This window comes from Serinicoccus chungangensis (assembly GCF_006337125.1).
Lineage (GTDB): Bacteria > Actinomycetota > Actinomycetes > Actinomycetales > Dermatophilaceae > Ornithinicoccus > Ornithinicoccus chungangensis.
The window spans coordinates 1,154,461-1,170,954 of record NZ_CP040887.1; the positions used below are offsets into that span (position 1 = coordinate 1,154,461).

Sequence of the window (16,494 nt, forward strand, 5' to 3'; positions counted from 1 at the left end):
CCGATCACGACCCGGGCCCTGCCCGGGTCCTCGACGTTCCCGACACCGGTCGGCGCGAGATCTTCCCGGTGATCAGCCGCATCGCCGAGGGTGACCAGCAGGCGTTGGCCGAGCTCTACGACCTGGTCTCCCCCCGCATCTTCGGCCTGGCCCTGCGCATCGTCCGGGACCGCTCGCTGGCCGAGGAGGTCACCCAAGACGTCTTCGTGCAGATCTGGCGGCAGGCTGCCGAGGTCGACCCGGCGCGGGGTTCGGCCATCGGCTGGATCATGACCCTGACGCACCGTCGGGCGGTCGACCGGGTCAGATCCGAGCAGGCGCAATCCGATCGGCTGCACCGCTACGAATCCCGGCAGACGACACGGCCCTACGACGTCACCGCCGAGGCGGTGACCGATCGGGCCGAGGCGGAACGGGTCCATGCAGCGCTGGACCGGATCGGTGAGCCGCACCGCACGACGGTGGCACTGGCGTACTTCTCCGGGCTGACGCAGAGCGAGGTCGCGCACCGGCTCGGCATCCCGCTCGGCACCGCCAAGACGAGGATCAGGGACGGGCTGAAGAAACTACGCGGACAGCTGGAGGAGGTGAGCTGAATGAGCGAGGACGACGTGCGTGACCACGGCGTCTACGAGGAGGACCGGGGCGAGGACGTGCACGCGGGTGCGCTCGCCTACGCGATCCATGCGCTCGACGCCGAGGAGCAGCAGGAGTTCGAGGCTCACCTCGCGCACTGCTCGTCGTGCCGGGACGAGGTCGACGCGACGCGCGAGGCCATGGGGGTGCTCAGCGACGACCTGGCCGTGGACCCGCCCCCGGGCCTGCGGGCGCGGGTGCTGGAGCAGGTGGCGGCCGAGGCCACCACCGGTGCCGGCCAGGACGCGAGCGAGCGACCTGCGCGGCAGGACGCGAGCGTGACCCCGCTGGCGTCGCGACGCTCCGCCTCCCAGGAGCGTGCCGCGAGGACGCCGTCCGTCGGACGGTGGCTCGCCGCGGCGGCCGCCGCCGTGGTGCTGGCCGGCGGGGTGTGGGGCATCTCGCAGACGCTGGACCCCGATCCCACCCGCGAGGTGCTGCAGGCCGACGACGCGTCGGAGCACACCGCGGACACCGAGAGCGGTCCGGTCGCGGTCACCGTCTCCGACGCCGCCGGACAGGCGGTCGTCCAGCTGCCAGGGGACTTCGCCGCACCCCAGGCCGGTCAGGTCTACCAGGCGTGGTTCGTCGGGCCGGACGGCTCGGCCCGTTCTGCCGGCCTGCTGACGGCCGAGGCCGTCTCGCAGGGCCGGAGCCTGCTCGAGGGTGCCCCGGAGGACGCGGTGGCCGTCGGCCTGACGGTCGAGCCGGAGGGCGGCTCCAGCCAGCCCACCAGCGAGCCCTTCGTGGTCGTCCCTCTCACCTGAGCCGGTGATCCGCGCGGCGTGACCTGGGTCACAGGCGCAATCCTCGGGTGGCCCGGGTCCGAACCCTGGGTGTCCCCACGGCGCCGCGGCACCCGGCCGCGGCGCAGGACACCGAAGGAGTGACACCGATGAAGCGCACGACCGCACTGGCCGCCCTGGCCGCCCCCGCGCTGCTGGCGCTGAGCGCCGCCCCGGCCAACGCCCACGACATCGAGGACGCGACCGTCGAGCTGATGGCCCCGCTCGAGGAGCTGAACAACTCCGGTGGCAGCGGTGAGGCCTGGGCCAAGGTCACCGGCAACGAGGTCTGGATCAAGGTGGAGGTCCAGGGTCTGCTCGACGGCTCCCCGCACGCCCAGCACATCCACCTCGGTGGCGCCGGCGAGTGCCCCGACCCCGCGATGGAGGGCAGCGGGTTCGACGGCGCCATCCGCACCACCGACGCCATCGACAGCTACGGCGAGGTGCGGGTCTCGCTCACCGGCAACGACGCCGACACCTCCGAGGCGGGGGCGCTCGACGTGGCGAACTTCCCGGCCGACGGGACCTACACCTACGAGCGGACCTTCGAGGTCCCCGACGACGTGGCCGAGGGCCTGCACCACGGTGACGGTGTCGTCGTCATCCACGGGGTGGACCACAACGGGTCTGGTGAGTACGACGGCGAGCAGATGTCCGACCTGGACGACAGCCTGCCCTCCGAGGCCACCGACCCCGCTCTGTGCGGCGCCTTCGAGGCCGGCCAGATGAGCGCTCCGGGTGGTGGCGTCGAGACCGGTGGCGGCAGCTCCAGCGGGATGGAGAACTCCGGGCTGATCGCCGGCGGAGCCCTGCTGGTGGCGGCGGGTGCGGGCGCCTTCGCCCTCCAGCAGCGTCGTCGGACCGATGGCTGACAGGAGCACCGAGCGGCCGGGCCGGGGCCGTCGAGGAGTCCTCCTCACGGCCCTGGCCGTGTCTGCCGTCCTGGTCGGCGTGGTCCTGCTGGCCGTCGGCATCGGGACCCAGCGGCCCGATCCCCCCTCACCGCCCGCGGCGACCTCCGGGTCCGAGCCCACGCAGGAGTCCTCGGACGAGCCGGACGCCGCCGCGTCGGAGGAGACCTCGGGGGGCGACCAGGAGACGGCGACCTCGGACGCGGATGCCTCCGCGGAGGAGTCCGCGCCGGCCGAGCCTGCCGAGCCGGAGGTGGCCGCGCTCGAGCCGTCGGAGCCGGTCGAGGTGCGTCTGCCCGCCATCGGGGTGACGAGCCCGCTGCACCCGCTCGGCCTGGCCGACGACGGCACCCTGGAGGTGCCCAGCGGAGACCGGTACCACGAGGCCGCCTGGTACGACGGCTCGCCCACGCCGGGGGAGCTCGGCCCGACGGTCATCGAGGGCCACGTCACCGGGGCGGGAGGGGTCGAGTCCATCTTCTTCGAGCTCGGCGCCCTGCGGCCCGGGGACACCGCCGAGGTGGAGCGCGAGGACGGGCAGACGGTCACCTTCGAGGTCTACCGCATCGAGCAGTTCGCCAAGGACGCCTTCCCCACCGTCGACGTCTACGGACCGACCGACGTCCCGGAGCTGCGGCTCATCACCTGCGGGGGGGAGTTCGACGAGGAGGAGCAGAGCCACGAGGACAACACCGTCGTCTACGCCCGCATGGTCGAGGGCTGAGCCGGCCGCTTGCCGACCCGCCCCCGGTGCCGTCCGCAGGGAGACCGGCACCGGGGCGGCGCGCTCAGGCCGGCGTGAGCACCACCGCGGCGACGACGAACATGGCGATGAGGGTGAAGGCCGTCGCCAGCTCGATGAGGATGTTGAGGCCGACGGCGTGCAGCGCGTGCCGCGTGGCCCGCACCGCCTCGGTGCGGTCGCGGGTGCGCGCCAGGGAGACCAGGAAGATGCCCAGGGGGAAGCCGAGGAACAGCCCGACGACGGGGATGAGCACCCCCAGCACCAGGGCGCAGACCACCCCGATGACCAGGGTCGAGGTCCGGACGCCCGCGCGCCGCATCCGTCGGCCCGGCACCGCCCACTGCAGGCCGACGCCGAGCAGGTAGACCAGCGCGGAGAGGCCGAAGACCACCCACCCGAGGGTGGTCTGCTCCTTCAGCGCCCAGGCCAGGGACCCCGCCAGGACGACGAGCAGCCCGGGGAGGACCGGGAGCACGATCCCCACCACCCCGATGAGCATGAGCACCAGGATGAGGACCTCGGCGACGGACATGAGCGTGATTGTGCCCGATGCAGCACGACGCCCGCCCACGGCCTGTGCCGGGGGCGGGCGTCGTCCGAGCCGCGTGAGCGGTGAGGTCAGACCGCGGGGGTCTCCTCCTGCTGGAGCTTGTGGGTCTCGTCGAGGATGGCGACGTCGTCCTTCGCGCGCAGCTTGTCGAGGTGCTCGCGCCCGTGGTGGGCGCAGAAGAGCAGGTGCAGCCCGTCACCGAGGCTGGCCCGGATGTAGGCCTGGGCCCCGCAACGGTCGCACCGGTCGGAGGTGGTCAGTTCGGGGGTCAGAGTGGCGTTCACGGCGGTCTCCTCTCCATGGGCCAACCAGCGGTTGGTCGACCCAGTCAAGCATGCCAACGCCGCAGGAGCCGGTCTTTGTGCCCGTCCGGGACCGTGTTCCGCTCTGCGCGTAAGCCCTGGCCACCGGACCCGTGGACCGGGGCGCTGCCGCGCCTGCCCGGTGCTGTCGGTCCCACGCGCTAGCCTGCCGGACGTGACCACTCAGGACTACTCCGCCCGGCACCTCCAGGTTCTCGAAGGCCTCGAGGCGGTGCGCAAGCGTCCGGGGATGTATGTCGGGTCCACGGACTCGCGCGGTCTCATGCACTGTCTCTGGGAGATCATCGACAACGCCGTCGACGAGGCGCTCGGCGGTCACGGCGACCGGATCGAGGTCATCCTGCACCGGGACGGGTCGGTCGAGGTGCGCGACCGGGCGCGCGGCATACCGGTGGACATCGAGCCCCGGACCGGCCTGTCCGGCGTCGAGGTGGTCTTCACCAAGCTGCACGCCGGCGGCAAGTTCGGCGGCGGCTCCTACGCCGCCTCCGGCGGCCTCCACGGCGTGGGTGCCTCGGTCGTCAACGCCCTCTCCTCCCGGCTGGACGTCGAGGTCGACCGTGCGGGCCGGACCTACGGCATGAGCTTCCGGCGGGGCGAGCCGGGCACGTTCGAGGACGGGCGCGGCGGGCCTGACCCCGAGGCCGCCTTCCGCCCGTTCGAGCGCAGCAGCGAGCTGGCGGTGGTCGGCAAGGCCCGGCGCGGGGTGACCGGCACCCGCGTGCGCTACTGGGCCGACCCGCAGATCTTCCTCAAGAAGGCCGAGTTCGCCTACGACGAGCTCGTCGCCCGGGCCCGGCAGACCGCCTTCCTCGTCCCCGGCCTGACGATGGTCGTGCGCGACGAGCGGGCTCTGCCTGGCACCCCCGGTGCGGACGGGCCCACGGAGGAGACCTTCGCCTACTCCGGCGGCCTCGCGGAGTACGCCGAGTACCTCGCCACCGACCCCGCCGTCACCGACGTGTGGCGGCTGCAGGGCTCGGGCACCTTCACCGAGACCGTGCCCATGCTGGACGAGCTCGGCCACATGGTCTCCCGGGAGACCGAGCGCGAGTGCGAGGTGGACGTGGCGGTGCGCTGGGGCACCGGTTACGACACGACCGTGCGCAGCTTCGTCAACATCATCACCACCCCCCACGGCGGCACCCACGTGGCGGGGTTCGAGCAGGCGCTCATGAAGGTCTTCCGCAAGCAGCTCGAGGTCAACGCCCGCAAGCTTAAGGTGGGCGGCGACAAGGTCGAGAAGGACGACATCCTGGCCGGTCTCACGGCCGTGGTGACGGTGCGCCTCCCCGAGCCGCAGTTCGAGGGCCAGACCAAGGAGGTGCTCGGCACCAGCGCCGTGCGCGGCATCGTCTCGCGCACCGTGGAGCAGGCCCTCACCGAGCGGCTCACCAGCAAGCACCGCGGCGACAAGGCGCAGGCGGCACTGCTGCTCGAGAAGGTCGTGGCGGAGATGAAGTCGCGCATCTCCGCGCGCCTGCACAAGGAGACACAGCGCCGCAAGAACGCCCTCGAGTCCTCCTCGCTGCCGGCCAAGCTCGCCGACTGCCGCAGCAACGACACCGAGCGCTCCGAGCTGTTCATCGTGGAGGGCGACAGCGCCCTCGGCACGGCCAAGCTCGCGCGCAGCAGCGACCACCAGGCGCTGCTGCCGATCCGCGGCAAGATCCTCAACGTGCAGAAGGCCTCGGTCCAGGACATGCTGTCCAACGCCGAGTGCGCGGCCATCATCCAGGTCATCGGTGCCGGGTCGGGGCGGTCCTTCGACCCCGACCTGGTCCGCTACGGCAAGGTCATCATCATGACCGACGCCGACGTCGACGGCGCCCACATCCGGACCCTGCTCCTGACGCTCTTCTTCCGCTACATGCGGCCCCTGGTCGACGCGGGCCGGGTCTACGCGGCGATGCCACCCCTGCACCGGATCGAGGTCAGCGGCGGGCGCGGGCGGGGCTCGGGCCGAGAGTTCGTCTACACCTACACCGAGGCGGAGATGCGCCGGACGGTCGCCGCGCTGGAGAAGAAGGGCCGCGTCGTCAAGCAGCCGATGCAGCGCTACAAGGGCCTGGGCGAGATGGACGCCGACCAGCTGGCCGAGACCACGATGGACCCCCGGCACCGCACGCTGCGCAAGATCACGCTCAAGGACGCCGAGCGGGCCGACCAGGTCTTCGACCTGCTCATGGGTTCGTCGGTCGCGCCCCGCAAGGACTTCATCGTGGAGTCGGCGCACGACCTGGACCGCGACCGCATCGACGCCTGACCGATCCCGCGTCGTCGCAGGGTGGCGGGCGCGGCCCCGGACGGGCGGTAGACTGGTCTCTCTCCCCGTGGCGTCGTCGCGTCCGGGTGACCCCTCAGGGCGATCCGTCCCTGGGGGACGAGCGGGCGCCACGTCGAGCGCCTGGAGGTAGGTCCGGTCACGCCGCAGGCGTCGAGGCGAGAACCCACCTCGACCCCCTGTGAAGAGGAAGCCGATCATGGCCAAGCCCAGTAGCGCCGGTGCGTCCGGCAAGAAGAAGTCCCGACACACCACGGCCCAGAAGAAGGCCGCCCGCCAGGCGCGGGAGAAGCAGGCCCGCGCCCAGCTCAAGGGCGGGCGCGGCGACCGGCGCAGCACGTCCCGCGGGAGCGAGGACCGAGGCGCGGACAAGCAGCGCTGGAGGGACCGGGACGAGCGCGACCCGCGCGGCCGCGGCGAGCGGGTGGACCGCCGGGACCGGCCGGAGGGCGGCCAGGACCGACGCCGCCGTGACTGGGAGCCGCGCGCAGCGCGACCCGACCACCGGGAGGACCGCCGGCGGTCCTGGGACGAGGACCGGCCGCGGCGCGACCGTGACGAGCGCGGCCCGTCCGCCGGGTACCGCGAGGACCGTGACCGCCGCCGCCCCGACCGCGACGGCGAGCGGCGGGAGAGCCGGGGCTACCAGGAGCGCACCTGGCGCTCGCACCGCGAGGAGCGCGAGGGACGCCCGGGGCGTGGCCACCACGACGGGCGCAGCTGGGACTCCGGGCGGCGCCACGAGGACCGTGGGGCCGACCGTCGGGACGACCGGGGTGGTCGGCAGGACCGCTGGTCGGACCGTCCGGCCGGGGGCGGTCGTCCGGGTCGCTCCGAGGACCGCGGGGACCGGGGCGGTCGTCCGGGTCGTTTCGAGGACCGTGGTGCCGAGCGCCGCGGCGCCCGGTCCTGGGGGCGTGAGGACGACCGACGTCCGCAGGACCCCTTCGCCGAGGCGGAGGCCGAGCGCGACGCGGCGGACGCGGCATACCAGGAACGTCAGTCCGCGGTGCGGGTGGAGGACGCCGACGCCGCCGTCGAGGCGGACAACGGGTTCGCCGCGCTGGGGCTGCACGAGCAGCTGGTGGCCACGCTCGCGCGGATCGGCATCACGACGCCGTTCCCCATCCAGGCCGCGACCATCCCCGACGCCATGGCCGGGCGTGACCTGCTGGGACGCGGGCAGACCGGGTCGGGCAAGACCATGGCCTTCGGGCTGCCGCTGCTGGACCGGCTGTCTCGGCGGCCCCGCGCCGTCCCCCACCGCCCCCGCGCGGTCATCCTGACGCCGACCCGCGAGCTCGCGATGCAGATCGTCGACGCGCTGGCACCGCTCATGCGTGCCGTCGACCGTCGGTTCGTCCTCGTGGCCGGCGGGATGTCCTACACCCCGCAGCTGCGGGCGCTGGAGAAGGGCGTCGACGTGCTGGTGGCGACCCCCGGCCGTCTCATCGACCTCATCGACCGCAGCGCCGCCGACCTGTCGGAGGTGGAGGTCATGGTCCTCGACGAGGCCGACCACATGGCCGAGATGGGCTTCGTCGAGGCGATCCGCCAGGTCCTGGACCTCACCCCGCGCGAGGGGCAGCGGCTGCTGTTCTCGGCCACCCTCGACCACGGGGTGGACCAGGTGGCCAAGACCTACCTCAAGGACCCGGTGACCCACTCCACCGACGACGTGCGCGCCAGCGTCACGACCATGGCGCACCACGTCTTCCTGGTGCACCCGCACCACAAGAGGCCGATCACCGCGGCGATCGCCAACCGTCCGGGCCGCACCGTCGTCTTCTGCCGCACGAAGCTGGGTGCGGACCGGGTCGCCCTCCAGCTGCGCGAGTCCGGTGTCTTCGCGGCGGCCCTGCACGGCGGTCTCAACCAGGCGCAGCGCACCAGGGTCCTGGACGCCTTCAAGTCGGGCACCCTCCCGGTGCTGGTCGCGACCGACGTGGCCGCCCGGGGCATCCACGTCGACGACGTCTCGCTGGTGCTGCAGGTCGACCCGCCCGCCGACCACAAGGACTACCTGCACCGCTCGGGCCGCACCGCGCGGGCCGGCGAGGACGGGGTGGTGGTGACCCTGGCCCTGCCGCACCAGAAGCGCCAGGTCTCCCGGATGCTGGACGCGGCCGGGGTCGAGACCGACCCGCAGACGGTGGCGCCCGAGGACCACGCCGTCATCGAGACCGCGGGCGGGTCGGTGCCCGTCGGCGAGCCGGTGCCGCAGAGCCGGCTCGACGAGGTCATGCGACCCAAGCGCCCCGCCGGCCGGCGTCCCGACGGCGGTGGTCGGCGTCAGGGGCCCGGGTCCTCCGGTGGCCGCCGCGGGCCCCAGGGCGACCGCCGTCCCCGCCAGGGTGGCGACCGGCCGCGCCGGTCGCGGTCGGACGACCGTCGTCAGGACTGGCGTCCGCGCGACTGACCACGCTCCCGGCCGCCCGTCCTGACCGTGCCGGGCGGCCGCGAGCGACTACCATCGGGCCATGAGCTCGACCCACGACGTCGTGGTGGTCGGCGGCGGGCACAACGGCCTCGCCGCCGCGGCCTACCTCGCCCGGGCGGGGCGCTCGGTCCTGCTGCTCGAGCGCTCACCGGCCCTGGGTGGTGCGACGGTGTCCGCCGAGGCCTTCCCCGGGACGGGTGCGCGGCTCTCGCGCTACTCCTACCTCGTGAGCCTGCTTCCCCGGCAGATCGCCCGTGACCTGTCGCTGTCGCTGTCCCTGGCCCGACGCCGCTACTCGTCCTACACCCCGGCCGCGGGGTCAGGGGCTGGGCTGCTCATCGACCACGGGGACCCGGCGGCCACCGCCGCCTCCTTCGCCGCCGTCGGCGCGGCGGCCGACGCCCCGCGCTGGGAGGGCTTCTACGGGCGGGTCGAGGAGCTGGCCCGGGCGGTGTGGCCGACGGTCACCGAGCCGCTGCTGCGCCGTCGCGAGATGGCCCACCGGATCGGCGACCCGGCCCTGGTCCGCGACTTCCTGGAGCGCCCCCTCGGTGAGGTGGTGGAGGCCGCCGTCGCCGACGACCTCGTGCGCGGCGTCATCCTCACCGACGGCCTCATCAGCACCTTCGCCGACCCGCACTCGGCGCACCTGCGGCACAACATCTGCTTCCTCTACCACGTCATCGGCGGCGGGACCGGGGACTGGGACGTCCCGATCGGCGGGATGGGCGAGGTGTCCGGGCAGCTGGAGCGCGCGGCGCGGGACGCGGGAGCGGACCTCCGGACCGGCGCCACGGTCACGGCGCTCGAGGAGGGGGCGGTGACCTGGGAGGACACCGACGGCATGCCGCACCGCGCCACGGCCCGGCACGTCCTCTGGGCGGCGGCGCCCGCGGTGCTCGACGAGGTGGCCGGTGCGGGTCGCGCCCCGTCCGAGCGGGTGGAGGGCTCGCAGGTCAAGGTCAACCTGCTGCTGTCGCGGCTGCCACGGCTGCGCGACACCGGGGTGGCTCCGGAGGCGGCCTTCGGCGGCACCTTCCACGTCCACGAGACCTACACCCAGCTGCGGGAGGCCCACGCCGCCGCCGAGGCGGGTGTCGTCCCGGACCCGATGCCGGCCGAGATCTACTGCCACACCTTGACCGACCCCAGCATCCTGCCGGCGCGGTTGCGCGCCGAGCACCCGCAGGCGCACACCATGACGGTCTTCACCCTGCAGACCCCTGACCGGCTGCTCGACGGGCGCCGCGCCGAGGCGCGGGAGGACCTGCAGCGGCGCGTCCTGGCCTCGTTGTCCTCCGTGCTGGCGGAGCCCGTCGAGGACGTGGTCCTGACCGGGCCGGACGGGCGGCCGTGCATCGAGACCCGCACCACGCGGGACCTGCAGGAGAGCCTGGCGATGCCGGGCGGCAACATCTTCCACGCGCCGCTGGACTGGCCGTGGGCCGACGACGACGACCCGCTCGACACCCCGGCCCGCCGCTGGGGCGTGGCCACGGCATACCCCGGCGTGCTGCTCGCCGGTGCCGGGTCGAGGCGCGGGGGAGGGGTGAGCGCGCTGGGCGGCTACCACGCCGCCCGGGCGCTGCTCGAGGCCGAGGGCTGAGGCCCGCGGCCCGGGGGCCGCGCCGGCTCAGCGCCCCTCGTCGTGCGCGTCGCGAGGAGCGGGGGCGTCCGGGTCGGGGAGCTCGGAGGCGTCCACCTCGGGGCGGGCGCGCAGGAAGAGCACGCTGGCGACGAGCCCGCCCCAGACGACGAGCATCGCCACGATCATCATGAGCACGGCCGACGTGGTCATCGCCGCTCCTCCTCGAGCTCGGGCCAGGCGCGGAAGTCGGCGTCGTCCCGACCTCGCCAGGGGATGAGGGTCAGCACGAGCGCGCCCACCGCGACGACGGCGATCGTGCCCCAGCCGAAGACCAGGAGGTACCACCCCGGGTAGCCCTCGTACCCCTCGGCGAGCAACGTGCGCACCCGCTCCACGAGCATCGAGGTGAGCACCACCGGCGCGAGGACCCCGATGAGGACGAACCAGAGGCGACCGACCCGGAAGGTCGAGACCCGGTTGAGGTGCGCCCGCAGCACGGGGGCCGTGCGGAAGACCCAGACGACGAGCACGGTCATGACGATGGCGGAGACGACGATGCCGATGTTGTTGGCCCACTGGTCGACCGTGTCCAGGGCGATGAGCCCGGAGGTGGTGGAGAACAGCCCGAGCGAGATGAGGGCGCACACCACGCAGACGACGACGGCGGCGGTGCGGTGGGCCAGCCCGAACTTCTCCTGGACCGAGGCCGCCACCCCGAGCAGGATGGAGATGATCGAGGTGAACCCGGCCAGGACCAGCGCGCCGAAGAAGACCGCGCCGAAGACCGCGCCTCCCGGCATCTCGCTGATGACGGCGGGGAAGGTGACGAAGGACAGGATCGGCCCGGACAGGCCGTCCAGCTGGTCGATGGTCGTGGCCTGCTGGTGGGCGAGGAAGCCCAGGGTCGCGAAGACGCCGATCCCGGCCAGGATCTCGAAGCTGGAGTTGGCGAAGGCGACGACCAGACCGGAGCTGGTCATGTTGGCCCGGCGCCGCTGGTAGGACGCGTAGGTGACCATGATGCCGAAGGCGATGGACAGGCTGAAGAAGATCTGGCTGTAGGCGGCGATCCACACGCCCGGGTCGCCCAGCGCCGCCCAGTCGGGGGTGAAGAGGGCGTTGAGGCCGTCGGCCGCACCCGGGAGGGTGAGGGCCCGGACGACCAGACCGGCGAAGGCGAGGACGAGCAGCGGGATGAAGACGATGTTGACCCGCTGGACCCCCTTGGTGACCCCGAGGGCGATGATGACCAGGACGGCCGCCCACACCAGCACGAGCGGGACCGCCACCCCGGGCACCAGGGTCGTCGAGATCTCCGGGTCGCCGACCTGGAGGTACTCCCCGACGAAGAAGGCGGCCGTGTCGTCTCCCCAGCGCAGGTCGAAGGCGAAGACGAAGTAGCTGAGCGACCACGCGATGACGGCCGCGTAGTAGACCGCGATGACGAAGCTGAGCACGATCTGGAACCAGCCGAGCGCCTCCGCGGGCCGGGCCATCCGGCGGTAGGACAGCGGCGCCGCCCCGCGGTACCGGTGCCCGATGGCGTAGTCGAGGAAGAGGATGGGGATGCCCGCGGTCAGCAGCGCCACGAGGTAGGGGATGAGGAAGGCGCCGCCGCCGCTCTCGTAGGCCACCCCGGGGAAGCGCCAGATGTTGCCCAGGCCGACCGCCGAGCCGACGGCGGCCAGGATGAACCCGGTCGAGCTGGTCCACGTCTCGCGCTGCGGTGCCGTCGCGGCAGGTCTGTGGGACACGCCTGTTCCTCGTTCTCGGTCGTCGGGGCCCGGGTCGGTCAGCCGCCGGTGGCGGCCAGATGGTCGATAGCGTAGCCGTAGCCACGCGGACCGGCACCGGCGACGACCATCTCGGCCACGGGGGAGATGAAGGAGGTGTGCCGGAACGGCTCGCGGGCGTGCGGGTTGGACAGGTGCACCTCGACCACCCGCACCCCGGTGGCCTTGATGGCGTCCAGCAGGGCGACCGAGGTATGCGTGTAGGCGGCGGCGTTGAGGACGACCCCGACCACCTCGGGGTCGGCACCGGCCTCCTGCAGGGCGGCGACCAGCTCGCCCTCGTGGTTGCTCTGGAGGCAGGAGACCTCGAGCCCGTGGGCGGCGGCCCGCTCGGTGCACAGGGCCTCCACGTCGGCGAGGGTGCCGGTGCCGTAGATGTGCGGCTCGCGGGTGCCGAGCAGGTTGAGGTTGGGTCCGTTGAGGACGACGATGCGCCGCGCCATGGGGCCTACGCTCTCACACCACCGCGCCGCCACCGAGCAACTAGTCTGCCGTCATGGTCCCGGGAGAGCCCAGCAGCCCCGCCGGGCCCGCGAGCCGTCCTCAGGCGCCCGGACCGGCGCGCGGGGTCGTCGGCGTGGACGCGTGCCGGGCCGGCTGGGTCGGGGCGTTCCTGCCGCCGCAGGGCCGGGGCCCGGCGCGGGTGGTCGTGGCACCGACGGTAGCGCTCCTGCTGCAGCTCGGCGAGGACGTCGCGGTGGTCGGCGTGGACATCCCCATCGGGCTGCCGGACCGAACCCGGCGGCAGGCGGACGTGCGGACCCGCCGGTTGCTGGGAGGTGCCAAGGCCTCCTCGGTCTTCACCACCCCGACCCGGGCCGCGCTGGAGGAGGCCGACTACGCCGTGGCCAACCTCCGCAACCGGGAGCGCGCCGGGATGGGCCTGTCCCGGCAGGCGCACGCCCTGCGCGCCAGCGTCCTGGAGGTGGACGCCTGGGTCCGGGCCGGGCCCCCCTGCCCGGTCCACGAGGTGCATCCGGAGGCGAGCTTCGCCCTCATGACCGGGGCGACGCTTACGACGCGCAAGCGCACCCCCGAGGGTGCCCGCGAGCGGCGCGCCGCGCTCGCGTCGGTCGGCATCGAGGCCCCGGACGCCCCGCCGCGGGGCGCGGGCCTGGACGACCTCCTCGACGCCTGCGCCGCGGCTTGGAGCGCCGACCGGGTCCGCCACGGCCGGGCGCTCACCCTCCCCGAGGAGCCCGAGGTGTTCGCCGACGGCATCCCCGCGGCCATCCACGTCTGACCCCCGCCCGACCAGAGACCGAGCACGACCCCTGCAGACCCACCGCCGGACCACCACCGAGGAGCCGAGATGAGCACCCACACCGTCCCCACCGCCGAGGCGAGCCGGCCCACGGCATACCGGATGCTCGTCGGCGGCGAGTGGGTCGACGCCGCCGACGGACGGACCCTGGAGGTCATCACCCCGATCGACCGCCACCGGGTCATCGCGACCACGCCCCGGGCCGCAGCGGAGGACGTCGACCGGGCCGTGGCCGCGGCCCGGCGGGCGCAGCCGGGCTGGGCGGCACTGCCCTTCACCGAGCGGCAGCGCGCCCTGCTCCGGATCGCCGACGACCTGGAGGACGCGGTCGAGGACCTCGCCGCGCTGACCGCGCTGGACACCGGCAACGCGCTGCGCACCCAAGCGCGTCCCGAGGCGCTGCTGCTGGCCTCCGCCTTCCGCTACTTCGCCGGGCTCGCCGGCGAGCTCAAGGGGGTCACCCTGCCGAGCGGCACCGACGCCCTCTCGCTGACCCGTCGGGTGCCGGTCGGGGTCGTGGCCGGCATCCTGCCGTGGAACAGCCCGCTCATGATTGCCGCCTTCAAGCTGCCGGCGGCCCTGGTCAGCGGCAACGCGATGATCCTCAAGGCCGCCGAGGACGCCCCCACGACGATCCTGGAGCTGGCGCGCGTCTGCGAGCGGCACCTGCCCCCGGGGGTCCTGGGGGTGCTCACCGGCTACGGCCCGGAGGTCGGCCAGGCGCTCGTGGAGCACCGCGGGGTGGACAAGGTGTCCTTCACCGGGTCGACCGCGACCGGGTCCGGCGTGGCGGCCGCCGCGGGGGAGCGGCTGGCGCACGTCAGCCTCGAGCTGGGTGGCAAGAGCCCGTGCATCGTCTTCCCGGACTCCGACACCGACGAGGTGGTCGAGCAGGTGCTGCTGGCGACCCGCTTCGCCCGCCAGGGGCAGAGCTGCACCTCCGGGTCCCGGCTGTTCCTGCACGAGTCCGTCCACGACAGCTTCCTCGACCGGCTGGTGGACCGGGTCCGCGGGCTGCGGGTCGGCGACCCGCGGGAGGAGGCCACCGACATCGGGTGCATCATCAACCAGCGTCAGTGGGACCGGGTGCAGGGCTACGTCGACGACGCGCTGGCCACCGACGGCATCCGGGTGGCCTACGACGGGCGCGACGCCCTCACCGTCGGCGAGCCGGGGTTCTACCACGCCCCGATGATCCTCAGCCAGGTCGACAACGGGTGGCGGATCGCCCGGGAGGAGATCTTCGGCCCGGTCCTGTCGGTCATCCCCTGGCGGGACGAGGACGAGGTGGTGGCCATGGCCAACGACAGCCACTACGGGCTGGCCGCGTTCGTCTTCGCCCGTGACCTCGGTATGGCGTTGCGCACCGCCCAGCGGGTCGAGTCCGGGTGGGTGCAGGTCAACCAGGGGGGCGGTCAGCAGGTCGGTCAGTCCTACGGCGGGATGAAGGCCAGCGGCCAGGGCCGGGAGTTCTCCCTGGAGGGCATGCTCGAGGGCTTCACCCAGATCCAGCAGATCAACGTGCGGCTCAGCTGACCCGGCCGACCCGGCCGACCGGGGCCGGGCACCGTTGACACGTCCCTGACCTGCGTGCGAGTCTCTATAAGAGCGCTCTCACCACTGCTCGGCGCCCGCCCGCACACCAGACAGGAACCTCCATGGCCACGACGTCCGCCTTCCCCCCCGGCTTCCTCTTCGGCTCGGCCACGGCGGCCTACCAGATCGAGGGTGCCGCGCACGAGGACGGCCGCGGCGATTGCATCTGGGACACCTTCGCGGCCACCCCGGGCGCCGTGCTCGGCGGCCAGAACGGCGAGGTGGCCTGCGACCACTACCACCGGATGCCGCAGGACGTGCAGCTCATGCGCTCGCTGAACCTCGGTGCCTACCGCTTCTCGGTCTCCTGGGCGCGGGTCTGCCCGGACGGTCGGACGGTGGAGCCGCGCGGGCTGGACTTCTACTCGCGCCTGGTGGACGAGCTGCTCGAGCAGGACATCGTCCCGTGGGTGACGCTCTACCACTGGGACCTGCCCCAGGCGCTGGAGGACGCGGGGGGCTGGCCCGCCCGGGACACGGTGGAGCGCTTCACCGACTACGCGCTCGCGGTGCACGACCGGCTCGGGGACCGGGTGCAGAAGCTCACGACGCTCAACGAGCCGTGGTGCTCCTCCTTCCTCGGCTACGCCGCCGGTGCGCACGCGCCGGGGCGGACCGTCCCCGGGGACGGGCTGCGCGCGGCCCACCACCTCCTGCTGGCCCACGGCCGGGCGGTGCGGGCCCTGCGCGAGCGCGACCCGCAGCTGGAGCTGGGGCTGACCCTGAACTTCGCCGACGTGCAGCCGCACCGGCCGGACTCCCCGGCCGACCAGGACGCGGCCCGTCGCCTCGACGGTCTGGCCAACCGGTTCTTCATCGAGCCGATCGTGCGTGGTGCCTACGCCGAGGACGTCATGGAGGACCTGGCCGAGCTCTGGCCCGACGACCTCGTCCGCGACGGCGACCTGGAGGACATCAGCACCCCCATCGACGTCCTGGGCGTCAACTTCTACAGCGGGACGGCGGTGACCGGCTGCGACCCCGCGAAGGCGGCGGAGACGGCGCGACAGGCCCGGGCCTACGACCAGCCCTCCCCGAACATCGGCTCCGAGCACGTGCGCGCGGTGCGGCGGGGTCTGCCCATCACCGACATGGGGTGGGAGATCGGTGCGGACTGGCTGCGCGACCTGCTGCTGCGGCTGCAGCGCGACTACACCGGGGAGGCGGGCATCCGCCTCTACGTCACCGAGAACGGCGCCGCGATGCCCGACCACGCCGACGCGGAGGGGGCGGTGGACGACCAGGACCGGATCTCCTACCTCGACGGCCACCTGCGCGCGGTCCGGGAGGCGATGGAGCAGGGCGCGGACGTCCGCGGCTACTTCGTCTGGTCGCTGATGGACAACTACGAGTGGGCCTTCGGCTACACCAAGCGGTTCGGGATCGTGCGGGTCGACTACGACACCCAGCGGCGCATCCCCAAGGCCAGCGCGCGCTGGTTCGCGGACCTCGCGGCCTCCGGCACCCTGCCCGGGGCCGGCGCGGAGGCCTGACCCCGGAGGTGGTGGCCGCCGCCCGCCCCGCTCGTGGGCGGGCGCCGCGGCCCAGCCCCCTCGGGTGGACTGCGGACGGTCCG

At 73.5% G+C, this 16,494-nt stretch carries 15 protein-coding genes; 10 read left to right on the forward strand and 5 right to left on the reverse strand.

Going from position 1 to position 16,494, the window contains the following annotated elements; genetic code table 11:
* The first annotated feature begins 68 nt into the window (after positions 1-68).
* The 4 genes from sigK (at position 69) to FHD63_RS05215 (ending at position 3,059) form a co-directional block, all read left to right on the forward strand.
* Positions 69-596 (forward strand): ECF RNA polymerase sigma factor SigK, encoded by a 528-nt coding sequence (sigK, locus tag FHD63_RS05200; protein ID WP_238705776.1) that lies wholly within the window; start codon positions 69-71, stop codon positions 594-596.
* Positions 597-1,403 carry an anti-sigma factor gene (locus FHD63_RS05205; protein ID WP_139720696.1) on the forward strand — a complete coding sequence of 269 codons (807 nt, stop codon included), beginning with the start codon at positions 597-599 and terminating at the stop codon, positions 1,401-1,403.
* 128 nt (positions 1,404-1,531) lie between these two features.
* Positions 1,532-2,296 (forward strand): CHRD domain-containing protein, encoded by a 765-nt coding sequence (locus tag FHD63_RS15935; protein ID WP_158296709.1) that lies wholly within the window; start codon positions 1,532-1,534, stop codon positions 2,294-2,296.
* Positions 2,289-3,059 carry a class F sortase gene (locus FHD63_RS05215; protein WP_139720698.1) on the forward strand — a complete coding sequence of 257 codons (771 nt, stop codon included), beginning with the start codon at positions 2,289-2,291 and terminating at the stop codon, positions 3,057-3,059. The genes FHD63_RS15935 and FHD63_RS05215 overlap by 8 nt, the downstream gene beginning before the upstream one ends.
* A 64-nt stretch (positions 3,060-3,123) precedes the next feature.
* Here FHD63_RS05215 and FHD63_RS05220 read toward each other — a convergent pair whose 3' ends face one another.
* Both FHD63_RS05220 and FHD63_RS05225 read right to left on the reverse strand, forming a co-directional pair.
* Entirely contained in the window at positions 3,124-3,612 is a 489-nt protein-coding gene (locus FHD63_RS05220; RefSeq protein ID WP_139720700.1) for a DUF456 domain-containing protein, read from the reverse strand.
* Positions 3,613-3,698: 86 nt separating this feature from the next.
* A complete protein-coding gene (locus FHD63_RS05225; protein ID WP_139720701.1) occupies positions 3,699-3,914 on the reverse strand; it encodes a DUF7455 domain-containing protein in 216 nt (71 codons plus the stop codon).
* A 193-nt stretch (positions 3,915-4,107) separates the two neighbouring features.
* On the opposite strand from FHD63_RS05225, the gene FHD63_RS05230 reads away from it, so the two are divergent.
* From FHD63_RS05230 to FHD63_RS05240, 3 genes are all read left to right on the forward strand, one after another.
* Entirely contained in the window at positions 4,108-6,219 is a 2,112-nt protein-coding gene (locus tag FHD63_RS05230) for a DNA gyrase/topoisomerase IV subunit B (RefSeq protein WP_174964901.1), read from the forward strand.
* Positions 6,220-6,436: 217 nt separating this feature from the next.
* The gene (locus FHD63_RS05235; protein ID WP_139720703.1) at positions 6,437-8,656 is read left to right on the forward strand and encodes a DEAD/DEAH box helicase; all 2,220 of its coding nucleotides are present in this window, start codon (positions 6,437-6,439) and stop codon (positions 8,654-8,656) included.
* A gap of 61 nt (positions 8,657-8,717) precedes the next feature.
* The gene (locus tag FHD63_RS05240) at positions 8,718-10,283 is read left to right on the forward strand and encodes a phytoene desaturase family protein (RefSeq protein ID WP_139720705.1); all 1,566 of its coding nucleotides are present in this window, start codon (positions 8,718-8,720) and stop codon (positions 10,281-10,283) included.
* A gap of 27 nt (positions 10,284-10,310) precedes the next feature.
* Here the strand turns inward: FHD63_RS05240 and FHD63_RS05245 are convergent, their stop codons facing one another.
* The 3 genes from FHD63_RS05245 to FHD63_RS05255 are packed head-to-tail and all read right to left on the reverse strand — an operon-like array spanning position 10,311 to position 12,501.
* The gene (locus FHD63_RS05245) at positions 10,311-10,475 is read right to left on the reverse strand and encodes a methionine/alanine import family NSS transporter small subunit (RefSeq protein WP_139720707.1); all 165 of its coding nucleotides are present in this window, start codon (positions 10,473-10,475) and stop codon (positions 10,311-10,313) included.
* A complete protein-coding gene (locus tag FHD63_RS05250) occupies positions 10,472-12,019 on the reverse strand; it encodes a sodium-dependent transporter (RefSeq protein WP_139720708.1) in 1,548 nt (515 codons plus the stop codon). Before FHD63_RS05250 ends, FHD63_RS05245 begins: the two co-directional genes overlap by 4 nt.
* 38 nt (positions 12,020-12,057) lie before the next feature.
* Positions 12,058-12,501: a type II 3-dehydroquinate dehydratase gene (locus FHD63_RS05255; protein ID WP_139720710.1), complete on the reverse strand. Its 444-nt coding sequence runs from the start codon at positions 12,499-12,501 to the stop codon at positions 12,058-12,060.
* 53 nt (positions 12,502-12,554) lie between these two features.
* On the opposite strand from FHD63_RS05255, the gene FHD63_RS05260 reads away from it, so the two are divergent.
* The 3 genes from FHD63_RS05260 to FHD63_RS05270 all read left to right on the forward strand — a co-directional run bounded on the left by FHD63_RS05260 (position 12,555) and on the right by FHD63_RS05270 (position 16,411).
* Positions 12,555-13,301: a DUF429 domain-containing protein gene (locus tag FHD63_RS05260; protein ID WP_139720712.1), complete on the forward strand. Its 747-nt coding sequence runs from the start codon at positions 12,555-12,557 to the stop codon at positions 13,299-13,301.
* Positions 13,302-13,370: 69 nt separating this feature from the next.
* Positions 13,371-14,858 (forward strand): aldehyde dehydrogenase family protein, encoded by a 1,488-nt coding sequence (locus FHD63_RS05265; protein WP_139720714.1) that lies wholly within the window; start codon positions 13,371-13,373, stop codon positions 14,856-14,858.
* A 122-nt stretch (positions 14,859-14,980) separates the two neighbouring features.
* A complete protein-coding gene (locus FHD63_RS05270; RefSeq protein ID WP_139720716.1) occupies positions 14,981-16,411 on the forward strand; it encodes a GH1 family beta-glucosidase in 1,431 nt (476 codons plus the stop codon).
* Positions 16,412-16,494: the final 83 nt, after the last annotated feature.